At 61.3% G+C, this 15,105-nt stretch carries 11 protein-coding genes; 5 read left to right on the top strand and 6 right to left on the bottom strand.

Annotated features, from left to right (window positions below; all coding sequences use genetic code 11):
• Positions 1-10: 10 nt before the first annotated feature.
• Positions 11-1,009 carry a class I SAM-dependent methyltransferase gene (locus CRN80_RS03095; protein WP_098949555.1) on the bottom strand — a complete coding sequence of 333 codons (999 nt, stop codon included), beginning with the start codon at positions 1,007-1,009 and terminating at the stop codon, positions 11-13.
• A gap of 30 nt (positions 1,010-1,039) precedes the next feature.
• Complete coding sequence (locus CRN80_RS03090; protein WP_098949554.1) at positions 1,040-2,002, bottom strand: 2-hydroxyacid dehydrogenase; 963 nt, start codon at positions 2,000-2,002, stop codon at positions 1,040-1,042.
• 87 nt (positions 2,003-2,089) lie between these two features.
• Between CRN80_RS03090 and CRN80_RS03085 the strand changes: the two genes are divergently transcribed.
• The 5 genes from CRN80_RS03085 (at position 2,090) to CRN80_RS03060 (ending at position 11,639) form a co-directional block, all read left to right on the top strand.
• Positions 2,090-2,722: a LysE family translocator gene (locus CRN80_RS03085; RefSeq protein ID WP_014716957.1), complete on the top strand. Its 633-nt coding sequence runs from the start codon at positions 2,090-2,092 to the stop codon at positions 2,720-2,722.
• Positions 2,723-3,356: 634 nt separating this feature from the next.
• Entirely contained in the window at positions 3,357-5,039 is a 1,683-nt protein-coding gene (locus CRN80_RS03075; RefSeq protein ID WP_098949552.1) for a fatty acid--CoA ligase, read from the top strand.
• Between the two features lie 332 nt (positions 5,040-5,371).
• Complete coding sequence (locus CRN80_RS03070) at positions 5,372-7,231, top strand: DUF1302 domain-containing protein (RefSeq protein WP_003188640.1); 1,860 nt, start codon at positions 5,372-5,374, stop codon at positions 7,229-7,231.
• Between the two features lie 42 nt (positions 7,232-7,273).
• On the top strand, positions 7,274-8,638 hold the full coding sequence (locus CRN80_RS03065; RefSeq protein WP_003188642.1) for a DUF1329 domain-containing protein: 1,365 nt from the start codon (positions 7,274-7,276) through the stop codon (positions 8,636-8,638).
• A 271-nt stretch (positions 8,639-8,909) separates the two neighbouring features.
• Positions 8,910-11,639 carry a LuxR C-terminal-related transcriptional regulator gene (locus CRN80_RS03060; protein ID WP_098949551.1) on the top strand — a complete coding sequence of 910 codons (2,730 nt, stop codon included), beginning with the start codon at positions 8,910-8,912 and terminating at the stop codon, positions 11,637-11,639.
• 9 nt (positions 11,640-11,648) lie between these two features.
• Here CRN80_RS03060 and CRN80_RS03055 read toward each other — a convergent pair whose 3' ends face one another.
• The 4 genes from CRN80_RS03055 to CRN80_RS03040 are packed head-to-tail and all read right to left on the bottom strand — an operon-like array spanning position 11,649 to position 15,082.
• Positions 11,649-12,206, bottom strand: coding sequence for a membrane integrity-associated transporter subunit PqiC (locus CRN80_RS03055; protein WP_044271919.1), 558 nt, complete (start codon positions 12,204-12,206; stop codon positions 11,649-11,651).
• Between the two features lie 14 nt (positions 12,207-12,220).
• Positions 12,221-13,870: an intermembrane transport protein PqiB gene (locus CRN80_RS03050; RefSeq protein ID WP_073524099.1), complete on the bottom strand. Its 1,650-nt coding sequence runs from the start codon at positions 13,868-13,870 to the stop codon at positions 12,221-12,223.
• Positions 13,851-14,495: a paraquat-inducible protein A gene (locus CRN80_RS03045; protein ID WP_098949550.1), complete on the bottom strand. Its 645-nt coding sequence runs from the start codon at positions 14,493-14,495 to the stop codon at positions 13,851-13,853. The genes CRN80_RS03050 and CRN80_RS03045 overlap by 20 nt, the downstream gene beginning before the upstream one ends.
• Positions 14,492-15,082, bottom strand: coding sequence for a paraquat-inducible protein A (locus tag CRN80_RS03040; RefSeq protein ID WP_014716964.1), 591 nt, complete (start codon positions 15,080-15,082; stop codon positions 14,492-14,494). Before CRN80_RS03040 ends, CRN80_RS03045 begins: the two co-directional genes overlap by 4 nt.
• Positions 15,083-15,105: the final 23 nt, after the last annotated feature.

The following is a 15,105-nucleotide window of genomic DNA, read 5'->3' as shown; positions in this document are numbered from 1 at the left end:
CAAACGCCCATCAGGGGCGCTTGGCACGGTAGATGCGAAAACCATTGCCTTCGGCCTTGATTGCGCAGATGCCCAAATGCTCTTCGATCAGAGGTTGGTACTTCAGGAAGCTATTGGCGATCAAGCGAAGTTCGCCACCTTTTGCCAGGTGTTTCGCCGCTTTTCGCAGCAGGTTCTCTGTAGCGAAATAATCGGTGTGCACACCGACGTGAAAGGGCGGGTTGCTCAAAATCGCGTTCAAACCCATGGGCGCTGCGTCGATACCGTCACCGGTCAACACCTCGGCTTCCAGGCCGTTCGCTGCCAGCGTCAGGCGACTGCTGGCGGCGGCGAAGGCATCCACATCCAGCATCGTCACCGTGTTATGCGGGTAGCGGCGTTTGACCGCCGCCCCCAATACGCCGGCGCCGCAACCGAAATCGAGCAGGTTGCCGCTGGGCAGTTTGTCCAAGTGCTCCAGCAACAACTCGGTGCCGCGGTCCAGGCGACCATGGCTGAACACACCTGGCAAGCTCACGACCTTCAGTGGGCCTTCGGCCAGCGGTACCTCGAAAACTTGCGCCAGGCTCTCAAGCGCAACGGCTTGCGGCGCGTTGGCGACGGTGACCTGCCACAACTGGCAATGCCGTGCGCTATCGAGCTTGCGCGGTTTGCCGAACGGAGCCATCTGTTTGGCGGCGCTTTCGATACCACCCTTTTTCTCGCCCACCAGAAACAACTCGGCACCCGGCAGGCGCGCAGCCACAGCGTTGAGCAGGTAGTCGGTGAGGTCCTTGGACTTGGGCAGGAAAATCACCGCCGCATCAAAGGCGCGCTCGGGGACATTCACGCCAAACCGGCTGCGTTCGGCGAAGCGTGCATCGAGCGCCGCCTGGTCACCGGCATGCCAGCACCAGCCGTGGGCGTTGGGCAGGCGCCCAAGCAAATCGTCGGCAGGCAAACCTACGAGCAGCAGGTTGCCTTGAAAAAGTTCGGCCTGGCGAAGCAGTACTTCACTGCGCGGATCCATAGTCTGCTCCTTGAAAAGGGGCGCAGTTTATCAACTGACGACGCGCAGCGGGGCGCCGCTGAAAAAGCCCAGGGCGTTTTCCGTGAGTTGGCCGACGATGCGCTGGCGTGCTTCGCGACTGCCCCAGGCGTTGTGGGGCGTGACGATCAAGCGTGGAATGTCTTCAGCCAGCAGCGGATTACCCGTGACTGGCGGCTCGACACTCAGCACGTCAGTCGCCGCGCCGCCAAGGTGACCACTGCGCAGCGCGTCGGCCAGGGCCTGTTCATTGATCAAACCACCGCGTGCGGTGTTGACGATAAACGCGCCAGGCTTGAGCAACGCCAGTTCACGAGCGCCGATAAAGTCGCGGGTGTGCTCGTTGAGTGGGCAATGCAGGGTCAGCGCATCGACCTGGGTCAGCAATTGATCCAGCGGCACACGGTCGGCGCGGGCTGGGCGCCCAGGTATCGCGCCGAGCACCACACGCATGCCAAACGCTTCAGCCAGGCGCGCCACGGCACTGCCCAGTTCACCATGGCCGAGCAGGCCGAGGGTTTTGCCTTCCAGTTCGACGATTGGATGGTCCAGCAGGCAAAACTGTTTGGCCTGCTGCCATTTGCCCGCGGCTAAATCCTGTTGGTAGTCCTTCAAGCGTGTGGCGAGGTTGAGCAACAGCATGATCGTGTGCTGGGCCACCGACGGCGTGCCATAGCCCTGGCAATTGCTCACGGTAATCCCCTGGGCACGGGCAGCTTCAAGGTCGATATTGTTGGTGCCGGTGGCCGATACCAGGATCAGCTTGAGCTCCGGGCAGGCGGCCAGGGTTTGGGCCGTGAGCGGGATTTTATTGCTGATGGCGACATGGGCGCCCTGCAAGCGCTCCCGCACATTTTCTGGCGTGGTCTGTTCAAACAGCTGCAACTGGCTGAAGCAGTCATGCAAACCGCTGAGGTCGAGGTCACCCAGGTCCAGGGAAGGGTGGTCGAGGAAGACGGCGCGGCGATTGTTCATTCTCAACTGTACCTTTTGCGAGGAGGTTCGAAGGCGTAATCTGCCGAGCCTATCAGATGAAATAATCAGTTACTTAATGGAGTGAGCATGTACGTCGCCGAGTTTTTGACCGTAGCCTTGATTCACTTGCTGGCGGTGGCCAGCCCCGGCCCGGATTTCGCCGTGGTGGTGCGTGAGAGTGTCACCCATGGCCGCCGCGCCGGCACATGGACGGCACTGGGCGTCGGTTCGGCGATTTTCCTGCATGTGGGGTACTCGTTGCTGGGTATCGGCTTGATCGTGTCCCAGTCCATTGTGCTGTTCAATGCGTTGAAGTGGGCGGCCGCGGCGTACCTGCTGTACATCGGCTTCAAGGCCCTGCGTGCCCAGCCGGCCAAGCCTGCGGCCGAGGGCGAGTTGCACCGTGAAGCGGGTGAGCGCACGCCGCGTGGCGCGTTTACTGCGGGCTTTGTGACCAATGGCTTGAACCCCAAGGCCACGCTGTTTTTCCTGTCGTTGTTTACCGTGGTGATTAACCCGCACACACCGCTGGCGGTGCAGGCCGGTTATGGGGTGTACCTGGCGGTGGCGACGGCGTTGTGGTTTTGCCTGGTGGCCATGCTGTTCAGCCAGCAACGCGTTCGGGCCGGGTTTGCAAAGATGGGTCATTGGTTTGATCGGACCATGGGCGCGGTGTTGATTGCCATTGGGGTGAAGTTGGCCTTCACTAGCATGAAGTAAGCGCGTTCATTCAAGCGGCCAGGGACAAAATGTGGGAGCTGGCTTGCCTGCGATGACGGCCTGCCATCCGACACCTACCTACCTGGCGCCCCACGATCCAACTGTGGGAGCGGGCTTGCTCGCGAAGGCTGCCTGGCAGCTAACACAGTTATACCGAGTACATATCCATTCCTGCGGTAACGGCCACCTAGGGTTCCGCCCTGACGGCGGGTCACTTTGGAAAAGCCCCAAAGTAACCAAAGGGCTCTTGCCCCACCACTCGGCACCTCGCTTAGGCTCGGTGTGCCCGTAATTCGCCAGTGATTTGGGGGGCCGCCGCCACGCGCCATCCATGGCGCGGGGCGGCTAAACCGGCATCCCTGCCGGTTTACCCCCCAAATCCCTGTCGAATTCCGGCCAGCGTGGTTTAACGGGGCGCCTAAGATCAAAAGCAGATCAAGAGCAAGATCAAGAGCGACTCGCTTCGCATCGTGGTTACTGTCGATTGCTGGAGCGCTATGATGTCCAGATAGTGGCGCAACGCTAGCATTTACTGGCCCCTGCAAATCATTCCTTTGGCTGATTTGGCTGAAACATAAGCCCTCTACAGTGCAGGTCTTCAAGTCAAGACCGTGCAGTCATTAAAGGGATTCTTATGTTGCAGACCCGTGTTATCCCGCCCGCCGAAGGTGCGTACCAGTATCCGCTGTTGATCAAGCGCCTGTTGATGTCCGGGACTCGCTACGAGAAGACCCGGGAAATTATCTACCGCGACAAGCTGCGCTACAGCTACCCCACGCTGATCGAGCGCGTCGCGCGCCTGGCCAATGTGCTGACCGAAGCCGGGGTCAAGGCCGGTGACACGGTGGCGGTGATGGACTGGGACAGTCACCGTTACCTGGAGTGCATGTTCGCCATCCCGATGATTGGCGCGGTGATCCACACCATCAACGTGCGGCTGTCGCCGGAACAGATTCTGTACACCATGAACCACGCCGAAGACCGCTTTGTGCTGGTCAACAGTGAGTTCGTGGGGCTCTACCAGGCGATTGCCGGGCAGCTCACTACTGTCGACAAGACCTTGTTGATTACCGATGGTGACACCCACACCGCCGAGCTACCCAATCTTGTCGGTGAGTACGAAACCCTGCTGGCCGCCGCCAGCCCCAGCTATGACTTCGAGGATTTTGACGAAAACTCGGTCGCCACCACCTTCTATACCACCGGCACCACCGGTAACCCTAAAGGTGTGTACTTCACCCACCGGCAACTGGTGCTGCACACCATTGGCGTGGCGACCATCATGGGCTGCGTCGACAGCGTGCGGCTGCTGGGCACCAACGACGTGTACATGCCGATCACGCCGATGTTCCACGTACACGCCTGGGGCTTGCCGTATGTGGCGACCATGCTCGGGCTCAAACAGGTGTACCCCGGCCGCTACGACCCGGAATATCTGGTGGAGCTGTGGCGCAAGGAGAAGGTGACGTTCTCCCACTGTGTGCCGACCATCCTGCAAATGGTGCTCAACGCCAAGGCTGCGCAGAACGTGGATTTCGGCGGTTGGAAAATCGTCATCGGTGGCAGCGCCCTCAACCGCTCGTTGTACGAAGTCGCCAAGGCTCGGGGCATTCAACTGACCGCCGCGTATGGTATGTCCGAGACCGGGCCGCTGGTGTCTTGTGCTCACCTCAACGAAGAGCTGATGGCTGGCAGCGAAGATGAGCGCACCACCTACCGCATCAAGGCCGGTGTGCCGGGGCCGTTGGTTGAGGCGGCAATCATGGACACCGACGGTCGTTTCCTGCCCGCCGATGGCGAAACCCAGGGCGAACTGGTGCTGCGCGCGCCGTGGCTCACCGAGGGTTACTACAAAGAGCCGCAAAAGGGCGCCGAACTCTGGGCCGGTGGTTGGTTGCACACCGGTGATGTGGCCACGCTGGATGCCTTCGGCGTGATTGATATCCGCGACCGCATCAAGGATGTGATCAAGACCGGCGGCGAATGGATCTCTTCCCTAGCTCTGGAAGACCTGGTCAGCCGTCATCCGGCGGTACGGGAAGTGGCGGTGGTGGGCATTGCCGATCCGCAATGGGGCGAGCGCCCCTTCGCGTTGTTGGTGGTGCGCGAAGGGCAGGTGATCGACGCGCGAGAGCTCAAGGAGCACCTCAAGCCTTTTGTCGAGCTGGGGCATTTGAGCAAGTGGGCGATCCCGAGCCAGATCGCCGTTGTTACTGAAATTCCCAAGACCAGTGTCGGCAAGCTCGACAAGAAACGTATCCGTGTCGACATCATCGAGTGGCAGGCCAACAACAGCACGTTCCTCTCCACGCTCTAAACCCTCTCGCCGCGTCCGTTCGGGCGCGGCAATGCTCTATATCAAGCCTTTACTTGTGATTTGCCGAATTTCAGCCATCCTTCCCGCGTCGACCTTCGTCGGCGTGGCGAAAGGGTTGTGGCAGACAGGTTGGTGATGCAAATCACACTTTAGAGGGATCAAGCACTACCCCCCTCTGGCTATAGTCCCTTTCAGAGTTTTTCGCGGATGTTGCGCTTCGAGCCATGGAGGCTCGGTGGCGATGCGGCATTGGAATCGTTGTATCCCGGCCGTTACATCTGAAGAAAGGGCTCACTGCCATAACAATAAAATATGCACATGGAGTAGCGTCGATGACCTCAGTAAACCAGTTCTGGCGCCGGGCAAGACTGCCCCTGGCCGTCAGCCTCGCTTCTACGCTCGCCGGGCCGGCATTCGGCGTCAGTTTCAACATTGGTGAAATCGAAGGGAGCTTTGACTCGTCGCTTTCCGTGGGCGCTAGCTGGTCCACAGCCAAACCCAATCGTGACCTGATCGGTGCCAACAACGGCGGCAAGGGCCTGTCCCAGACCTCCGATGACGGCCACCTGAACTTCAAGCGCGGCGAGACCTTCTCGAAGATCTTCAAGGGCATCCACGACCTGGAACTGAAGTACGGCGACACCGGTGTGTTTGTGCGGGGCAAGTACTGGTACGACTTCGAACTCAAGGACGAAAGCCGTCCGTTCAAGGACATCAGCGACAACAACCGCAAGGAAGGCGCCAAGTCTTCGGGCGGGCAGATTCTCGACGCCTTCGTCTACCACAACTACTCGATTGCCGATGCGCCGGGTTCCGTGCGTTTTGGTAAGCAGGTGGTGAGCTGGGGCGAAAGTACCTTCATCGGTGGCGGCATCAACTCCATCAACCCGATCGACGTGTCGGCGTTTCGTCGTCCGGGGGCCGAGATCAAGGAAGGCTTGATCCCGGTGAACATGTTCTACGTGTCCCAGTCGCTCACCGACAACCTGTCGGCCGAGGCGTTTTACCAGCTGGAGTGGGACCAGACCGTTACTGACAACTGCGGCACGTTCTTCTCGCAGCCGGACGTGATCTCCGATGGTTGCAGCAATAACCTGCGGGTACTGAACAAGCGTTCCACCATTCCTGCTGCTGCACTGCCGACCCTGGGGGCCTTGGGTGTGGACGTCAACAGCGAAGGCGTACTGGTGCGCCGTGGGCCGGACCGTGATGCACGCGACAGCGGCCAGTTCGGCGTGGCCATGCGCTACAACTTCGAACCGCTGGATACTGAATTCGGCGCCTACTTCATGAACTACCACAGCCGTGCGCCGATCTTCAGTGCGCAGGGCGCGCCATCGGCGGCCTACACGCGTCCGCTGGGGCCACTGGGGGCCTTGCGGCCGTTGATCGTGGCGGGCAGCTCGAATTACTTCGTCGAGTACCCGGAAGATATCCGCCTCTACGGCCTGAGCTTCTCCACCACCCTGCCTACCGGCACCGCCTGGAGCGGTGAGTTGAGCTACCGTCCGAATGCGCCGGTGCAGTTGAGCACCACTGACATTCTGTTCGCCGGTGTCACGCCGATCCCAGGCTTTGGCAATGCGTCCGTGCTCAAGGGCACGCCGGGCCAGGACCTGCACGGCTACAACCGCAAGGAAGTCACCCAGTTCCAGACCACCTTCACGCACTTCTTCGACCAGGTCATGGGCGCCAGTCGCCTCACCACCGTCGGTGAAATCGGCGTGACCCACGTGGGCGGCCTGGAAAGTAAATCCCAGGCTCGTTACGGCCGCGACCCGGTGTTCGGCCCAGGCACGCTGCCAGGTGGGTTCTGCAACGCCCTCAACAACTCCACCGCCAACGGCGCCGGCTTGCCCAACGCTGCCGGCTTGAACACCAACTGCAATAACGACGGCTACACCACCGCAACGTCCTGGGGCTACCGCGCCCGTGCCATCTGGGAATACCCGGACGTGTTCGCGGGCGTGAACCTCAAGCCCAACGTGGCCTGGTCCCATGACGTCAAAGGTTACTCGCCAGGCCCTGGCGGCAACTTTGAAGAAGGTCGCAAGGCGGTCAGCCTGGGTCTGGATGCCGAATACCAGAACACCTACACCGCGAGCCTGGCGTACACCAACTTCTTTGGTGGCAAGTTCAGCACCGTGGATGACCGCGACTTTGTCGCCTTGAGCTTCGGCGCCAACTTCTAAGCACACTCTTTTCAAGTGGCATGTATTCAGGAAGACCAGAGCATGAAAATAACAAAAAGTCTGTTGCACGTGGGTGTGCTTGGGCTGTCGATCCTGGCGAGTAACGTCATGGCGGCAGTCTCGGCAGATGAAGCCGCCAAGCTCGGCACGACCCTGACCCCGATGGGCGCCGAGATGGCCGGTAATGCGGCCGGCACCATTCCAAAATGGTCGCCATTGCCGACCAACGCCGGCGCGGTCGACGCCCGTGGTTTCCTCGCCAACCCGTATGCCAGCGAGCAACCGCAGTTCACCATCACCGCGCAGAACGTCGAGCAATACAAAGACAAGCTGGCGCCCGGGCAATACGCGATGTTCAAGCGTTACCCGGACAGCTTCAAGATGCCGGTGTACCCGACCCATCGCGGCGCCACCGTGCCAGCTGAGGTGTTTGCCTCGATCAAAAAAAACGCCACCACCACTAACCTGGTGTCCGGCGGCAACGGCCTGGAAAACTTCGAAACCGCCGTCCCGTTCCCGATTCCCAAGAGCGGCGTTGAAGTGATCTGGAACCACATCACCCGTTATCGCGGCGGCAGCGTGACCCGCCTGGTCACTCAGGCCACTCCGCAAACCAATGGCTCCTACAGCCTGGTGTACTTCCGCGACCAGTTCGTGTTCCGCGACAAGATGAAGGACTTCGATCCAAAAAACCCAGGCAACGTGCTGTTCTACTTCAAGCAGCAAGTGACTGCGCCAGCACGCCTGGCCGGTGGTGTACTGCTGGTGCACGAAACCCTGGACCAGGTCAAAGAGCCGCGTTCGGCCTGGGTCTACAACGCCGGGCAGCGCCGCGTGCGTCGGGCACCGCAAGTGTCCTATGACGGGCCGGGTACTGCCGCCGATGGCCTGCGCACCTCCGACAACCTCGACATGTACAACGGTGCGCCAGACCGCTACGACTGGAAGCTGGAAGGCAAGAAAGAAATCTACATCGCCTCCAACAGCTACAAGGTCGACGATCCCAAGCTCAAGTACGCCGACATCATCAAGGCTGGCCACATCAACCAGGACCTGGCTCGCTACGAGCTGCGCCGTGTCTGGCACGTAGTCGCCACCTTGAAGGAAGGCCAGCGCCACATCTACGCCAAGCGTGACTTCTACATTGACGAAGACACCTGGCAAGCGGCGGTGATCGACCACTACGACGGTCGTGGCCAACTGTGGCGTGTCGCCGAAGCCCATGCCGAGAACTACTACGACAAGCAAGTGCCGTGGTACGCCCTGGAAACCCTCTACGACCTGCAGTCCGGCCGCTACTTGGCCCTGGGCATGAAGAACGAAGAGAAGCAGGCCTATGACTTTGGCTTCACCGCCAGCACCAGCGACTTCACCCCAGCGGCCCTGCGCCAGGACGGTGTTCGCTAACCTCTGCTGATGCTCGCTCCCACGCTCTGCGTGGGAGCGCTTCCTGTGACGCTCTGCGTCACGCCTCACGCGCCCATCCTGAATGGGCGCGTTGTTTTTGAGCCCTTCGCGAGCAAGCTCGCTCCTACTTCTTTCCAGGAGGCTGGAAGGGATATTTCTTGTCGCAGTTCTTTTTCAGCCATTTGTTGCAAAGATCTACAATCCCACCGCTTTTACCGCTAGTCTGCGGACATCTGCAATGCCGACAACAGCCTTCTACAAGAGCCCGGCGATGACTGATCTGTCCCGAACCCATGGGCCTGCCAGTGTGGTGATGCCGACCCTGGAAGGCCGCTTCTACAGGCCGCCGCTGCCTGACGGCTACGTGCTGCGCCCGCGCCTGTGCGAACGGCTGAATGCCGGCCTGGAGGGGCGACTGTTGCTGGTCAGCGCGCCCGCGGGGTTTGGCAAAAGTTCGTTGGCGGTGGAGTTTTGCCAGGGCTTGCCAGCCCAGTGGCAAAGCCTGTGGTTGGGCCTGAGCCCACGGGACAGCGACCCCGGCCGTTTCCTGGAGCGGCTGCTCGACGGCTTGCAACAGTATTTCCCGCAACTCGGCGCCCAATCCATGGGCTTGCTGAAAATGCGCCAGCGTCACCAACCCTTTGCCTTCGAAGAATGGCTCGATGGCCTGCTCGACGAGCTGGCCGTGCACTTGTCTGCACGCTCGCCGTTATTGCTGGTACTGGATGACTATCACCTGGCCCAGGGCCCGGTGCTGGATCGCTGCCTGCAATTTTTCCTCAATCATTTGCCCGATGGCCTGGTGGTGCTGGTCACCAGTCGGCAGCGACCGGACTGGCACCTGGCACGCCTGCGCCTGTCGCGACACCTGCTGGAACTGCATGAGCAAGACCTGCGCCTGACCCACGACGAATCCCTGGCGGTGCTGGATGGGCACGGCAACGCATTGCGCGGTGAAGCGTTGGAAAACCTGATCCGCCGTAGCGAGGGCTGGGTCGCCGGCCTGCGCTTCTGGCTGTTGGCGGCCTCCGAAGCCGGCAGTGAGGGCGCCTTGCCCCAAAGCCTGCACGGTGGCGAGGGGCTGATTCGCGACTACCTGCTCGAAGAGGTTATCGACTGCCTGCCTGCGGAGGTGCAAGCGTTCCTCTACGACACTGCACCGCAGGAGCGCTTTTGCAGCGAATTGTGTGACGCCGTTCGCGAGGCCCATGACAGCGCAGAAATCCTGCGCTATTTGCAGGCTCATCAAGTGTTCCTGGTGCCGTTGGATGAGCAAGGGCACTGGTACCGCTATCACCATTTGTTCTCTGACCTGCTGCGCACCCGCCGCGAGAAAAGCGCCACCTTGCCGCCGGCCAGCTTGCACTTGCGCGCTTGTCGCTGGTTTAACGCCCAGGGCTTGATCGACGAGGCGGTGGAGCAGGCGCTGCGGGCCGGGCACCTGGATGTAGCGGCGAATCTGGTGCAGAACCTGTCCGAAGAGCAACTGCTGGCAGAGCAGAACATCGGCATGCTGCTGCGCTGGAAGATGGACCTGCCCGACAGCCTGCTGATCAGCACGCCGCGTTTGATCGTGCTGTACAGCTGGGCGCTGGGGCTCGCATGCCAACTGGATGCGGCGCAGGAACTGTCCAGTTACCTTAGCCGCTTCCTGCCGGCGCCATCGGCCACCGCGCAAAAATCCATGTTGGCCCAATGGTTGGCGTTGAGCGGGATCATTGCCCGTGGGCGCGGAGACCGTGAGCTGACCCAGCGCTATTGCCAAGAGGCGTTGGAAAGCCTGCCGCAAAAGCGTTACGGCCAGCGCCTGGTGTGCCTCTCGACTCTGTCCAACCTGGCAATCGCCGATGCCGACCTGTGGCGCGCCCGTGGCCTGAACCGCGAATCGTTGGAACTGGCGCAGCGCGTCGGTAACCCCTTGTTTGAAGCCTTAGCCCATTACGACCGGGCCCGGGTGTTGCAGTCGCGGGGTGAGATCCTGCGGTCTTTGGATGAAGTTCGCCAAGGCCTGGAGCGCCTGCATGGGCTGGCACCCCAGCGCCTGTACGCCGTGCGCGCACGGCTGTCGCTGTACGAAGGTTACCTGCTGCTGGTGCGTTGCCAGCCCGAAGCCGGCCTTGCGCGTTTGCGCGCCGGCCTGGCCGAGGCTCGCGCCTGCCGCGATATCAGTGTGCTGATCGGGCACTGTGTCATCGCCAGCTTCGAAGGGCGGCGCGGGGAGTTTGCCAATGCCTTTGCCGAACTGGCCGAGGCCGAGCGCTTGATGCACATCTGGGATGTACCGCCGATCTATTACCTGGCGATGATCACCCTGATCAAGTGCGAGCTGTGGCTGGCCCAGGGGCGCACTGACCTGGCCGACGCCTGGCTGGCCCGCCTGGGGCAGACCTACAACGGCGAGCACGCCGCGGCCGCCCCTGAGTTTCATCCGCACCTGCCGCAACATATCGAGCTGCAACAAGCCGCGCTTGATGTCACTCGCCATCAACCCGACAGCGCGCTGCAACGCCTCGAAGCGTTGGCCCAACAGGCCCATGACAGCGGGCGCCAGATGATTGCCCTGATGGCGCTGGTCCAGCAGGTGCAGTTGCTTCTGGAGAATGGCCAGGAGGCCAAGGCCAGGCCGGTATTGGCCCGTGCCCTGCAAGCCGGCTCGGGCGGCGCGTTGCAGCCGTTTCAACGCTTGTTGGAGGGTTACCCGCAGTGGATGCGCGAGCAGTTGGGCAAGGACCCCCATGGGCTGCTGAACCAGAGCTTGCTGGCGTTGCTGCCCCAGGCCAGCGCGGTTGAAGCCTCACCTCAACAGGAAACCCTGAGCAACCGAGAGTTGGCGGTGCTGCAGCTGATTGCCCAAGGCTGTTCAAACCAGGAAATCAGCAACCAGCTGTTCATCTCCCTGCATACGGTGAAGACCCACGCCAGCCATATCAACAGCAAGCTCGGCGTGGAGCGTCGTACCCAGGCAGTCGCGCGGGCCAAGTCCATGGGCTTGCTGGCCTGAGCCCATGGCTCAAGGCGCGGTCGGGCAGCCTTTGAGCGACGTGTCGACGGTCTGATTGATCAGCGCCGCGAACCGCTTGAGGTTGTTCTGATGCGCCACCACCAACTCGTCGATGCTCGGCCCGGCAGGTGATTGCAAGGTGGTGCGGCAGGTCAAGGCCGGGCGATCGCCATTGACTTGCCTCAGGCGCCAGCGCACATCGAGCAGCGCGTACTGTCCGGGGACCGAGTCAAAACGCTGCACCTCTACGCGCAAAGCCACGGCTTGCCGCGCATTGCTGTTGGCCAATTGATCCACCAACGCGCTCCTCAGCTCATCGGCGAGGGTGGCGGCCCACCACTGGGTTTCAAGAATCGCCAGGCCGCTGTCGCCCTGGCGAATCACTATTTGCGCACGGTCGACCTGAGGCGGCACGCTGATGCTCTCAATGCGTACACCACCGGCCTCTGCTCGCGTACTCGGGCTCAAGTGCGCCGGGGTCAGGGTGTGAAAGGCGATGGGTTCACTGCGACAGGCACCGAGCAGCAGCAGGGTGGCCAGCAATGTGATCTTCAACGGCAATGTCATGGCGGCTCCAATGGTCATTTGCGGGGTGGCCCTTGCAGGTCCGTCGGTGCGGCGTTATCGGGGCGGCCGCGAATCAGCGACTCCGGATGCCGGCCCAGGTAATCCGAAAGCTCACGCAGGGAGCGCGACATGCGCCCCAACTCGTCGAGGGTCTGGGTCAGTTGCTCACGTTGCGGCGAGTCTTCGGCCAGGGTTGAACTGGCCGATTGCAGGGTCTTGCTCACGTCGGCCAAGGTCGTCTGCACACCCGGCAGCGTCTTGGCGTTGAATTGCGCCAGGCCCTTGCGCAGTTCGACCAGGCTGGCGTCGAGGTTGCCGGCAATGCGCTCGACAGGCAGTTGGCTGATCTTGTTGACGATGCCTTCGAACTTCTCTTGCAGTTGTTCCAGGTTGCCCGGGATGGTGGGGATGCCCACCGGGCGCTGGTTCGGGTCGAACGCGACTTTCTCGGCCTTGGGGTAGAAGTCCAGGGCGATGTACAGCTGGCCGGTCAGCAAGTTGCCGCTGCGGGCCTGGGCGCGCAGCCCGTTTTCGATGAAGGTGCCTATCAGGCGTACGCCGGCTGCCTCATCGTCTGGGTTATTGTTCATGGCCTTGAGTAGCTTGGTGTGGGCCTCGCCGAGCAGTTGCGGGTAGATCACGATGCCGACATTGACCGGGAAGGTGCGCTTTTTCGCATCGAAATCCAGGTTGATCGATACAACCCTGCCGAACTCCACGCCAAGGAACTCCACCGGTGCGTCGACTTTCAGACCACGCAGGGCCTGATCGAAACGCAAGACCATGTATTGCCCCCGGCCATTGGGTGGGGCGAGGGCGCTTTGCTGGTCTTCGAACAACTCAAAGCTGCGACTTTCTTCGGCCGGTTTGTCATTGGGGTTGTAGGGCGGCGCCTGGAAGGCGATCCCGCCCATCAACATGGACGACAAGGATTCGGTTTTCAGCGCGAAGCCATTGGCGCCAACGCTCAAGTCGACGCCACTGGCGTTCCAGAAGCGCGTGTTTTCAGTGATGTACACGTCATTGGGCGCATGCACGAAGATTTCGACATTCACGCCCTTGCCTTCGTTGTCCAGCTCATAGGCCACCACCTGGCCCACCGGGATTTTGCGGTAATAAACCGGCGAGCCGATGTCCAGGGAGCCCAGGGCCTGGGTGTGCAGCGTGAAGCGCTTGCCCGGTTCGCCGTAAGTGATGGGCGGCGGGTTTTCCAAACCGGTGAAGTGTTTAGCGCGGGTCTCGGACTGGCCGATGTCTGCGCCGATGTAGTCGCCGGACAACAACGTGTCGATGCCCGACACGCCGCCCGCGCCAATGCGCGGGCGCACCACCCAGAATTTCGAGTCTTCGCGGGTGAAGCTTTCGGCCTGTTTGACCAGCTCGACGGTGGCGTTGACGCTTTTCTGGTCATCGCTCAGGGCCACGGCGGTTACCTGGCCGATCACCACGTTGCGGTATTTGACCTCGGTTTTGTTGGCAACCAGCCCGCTGCCGGTCTTGAAATTGAGGACGATGGTCGGCCCTTGTTGCATGACGCTGTGAATCACCAGCGAGATCCCCACCAGCACAGCGACAATCGGCACGATCCAGACCAGCGAAACGCTGAAACGACGCGTCTTGATCACGGGTTGCCCCGCAGGGGTGTCAGCCTTGGATGAGCTCATCCGAGGTCTCCTCGTTAGGTGGGTTTTCCCAGATTAGCCGGGGATCAAAACTCATGGCCGCGAGCATCGTAAACACGACCACCAGGCCAAAAAACAGAATACCCAGGCGCGGTTCGATCGTGCCCAGGGCTTGAAACTTCACCAGCGCGGCCACCAAGGCGACCACGATGACATCGAGCATCGACCAGTAGCCGATCAGTTCGATAAACCGAAACAGCTTCGAACGCTCCTTGCGCGCCCACTGGCTATTGCGCTGCACGGTGATCAGCAGCAGCCCCAGCGACAAGAACTTGATGCCCGGCACGGCAATGCTGGCGATGAAAATGATCAGCGCAATGTCCCAGGCGCCATGCTGCCAGAACTCCAGCACGCCACTCATGATGGTGCTGTCTGCACCCGAGCCGAGCATGGTGGTGTTCATCACCGGCAGTAAATTGGCCGGGACATAAAAGGCGAGGGCGGTGAGCATGTAGGCCCAGGTGCGGGTCAGGGACTGCACCTTGCGCCGATGCAGCGCGGCGCCACAGCGCTCGCACTCGGTGGGCTCAAGGCGCATGTCGCAGGGCTGGCCGCAGGTGTGGCACAGGCACAGGTTCAGTTCGCGGGCGGTAGGCGGTGAGTTCATACGGTGTCCCACAGGTCACGCACATCGCGCCCGGCAATGCGGATCAGCAACAGGCTCAGGGCAGCCAAGGCAAACAGGCCGGTGCCAGGAATAACGTCCAGCATGCCGGCCAGCTTGAACACCGCGACCATCGCGCCCAGCAGGCACACCTCCAGCATGCTCCACGGCCTGAGTGCTTCGAGCCAGCGCATGCACAGCTTGAACGCCGGCGAGCGCCTGCCGGCCAAGGCGAAACTCAGCACCCAGATCAGCAACAGCAGTTGAAACACCGGCGCGATAATGATGGAAATCGCCGCCACCAGTGCAATGAACGTGATCGGCCCCAGGCTCAGCGCAACCACCGAATCCCAAAGGGTCGCGCTGTTTTTCAAGCCTTGCAGGCTGATGCTCATCACCGGGTAAAAGTTGGCAAAGGTCCACAGCACTGCGGCGGTCACCGTCAGGGCCAGACGTTGCTGCACCGACAGGCCGTTATAGCGCTGCAGCACGCCAGAGCAGCGTACGCACAGGGCTTTCTGATGTTTGGCGAGCGTGACTTTCTCGTACACGCAGTCGCAGTGTTCGCAGATGATCTGTTGATTCGCCATGGGTGTTGCTCCAAATGCGACTG

Origin of the sequence: Pseudomonas sp. FDAARGOS_380 (genome assembly GCF_002591235.1) — a bacterium.
In the GTDB taxonomy this organism is placed as follows: Bacteria; Pseudomonadota; Gammaproteobacteria; order Pseudomonadales; family Pseudomonadaceae; genus Aquipseudomonas; species Aquipseudomonas salmasensis.
The sequence above is the reverse complement of the archived record's forward strand: the minus strand, read 5'-3'. Positions and strand labels throughout refer to the sequence as shown.

Bases quoted from the DNA above. Each gene is read 5' to 3' on its own strand.
- CRN80_RS03095 (WP_098949555.1), bottom strand. From the start codon at position 1,009: ATGGATCCGCGCAGTGAAGTACTGCTTCGCCAGGCCGAACTTTTTCAA.
- CRN80_RS03090 (WP_098949554.1), bottom strand. From the start codon at position 2,002: ATGAACAATCGCCGCGCCGTCTTCCTCGACCACCCTTCCCTGGACCTG.
- CRN80_RS03085 (WP_014716957.1), top strand. From the start codon at position 2,090: ATGTACGTCGCCGAGTTTTTGACCGTAGCCTTGATTCACTTGCTGGCG.
- CRN80_RS03075 (WP_098949552.1), top strand. From the start codon at position 3,357: ATGTTGCAGACCCGTGTTATCCCGCCCGCCGAAGGTGCGTACCAGTAT.
- CRN80_RS03070 (WP_003188640.1), top strand. From the start codon at position 5,372: ATGACCTCAGTAAACCAGTTCTGGCGCCGGGCAAGACTGCCCCTGGCC.
- CRN80_RS03065 (WP_003188642.1), top strand. From the start codon at position 7,274: ATGAAAATAACAAAAAGTCTGTTGCACGTGGGTGTGCTTGGGCTGTCG.
- CRN80_RS03060 (WP_098949551.1), top strand. From the start codon at position 8,910: ATGACTGATCTGTCCCGAACCCATGGGCCTGCCAGTGTGGTGATGCCG.
- CRN80_RS03055 (WP_044271919.1), bottom strand. From the start codon at position 12,206: ATGACATTGCCGTTGAAGATCACATTGCTGGCCACCCTGCTGCTGCTC.
- CRN80_RS03050 (WP_073524099.1), bottom strand. From the start codon at position 13,870: ATGAGCTCATCCAAGGCTGACACCCCTGCGGGGCAACCCGTGATCAAG.
- CRN80_RS03045 (WP_098949550.1), bottom strand. From the start codon at position 14,495: ATGAACTCACCGCCTACCGCCCGCGAACTGAACCTGTGCCTGTGCCAC.
- CRN80_RS03040 (WP_014716964.1), bottom strand. From the start codon at position 15,082: ATGGCGAATCAACAGATCATCTGCGAACACTGCGACTGCGTGTACGAG.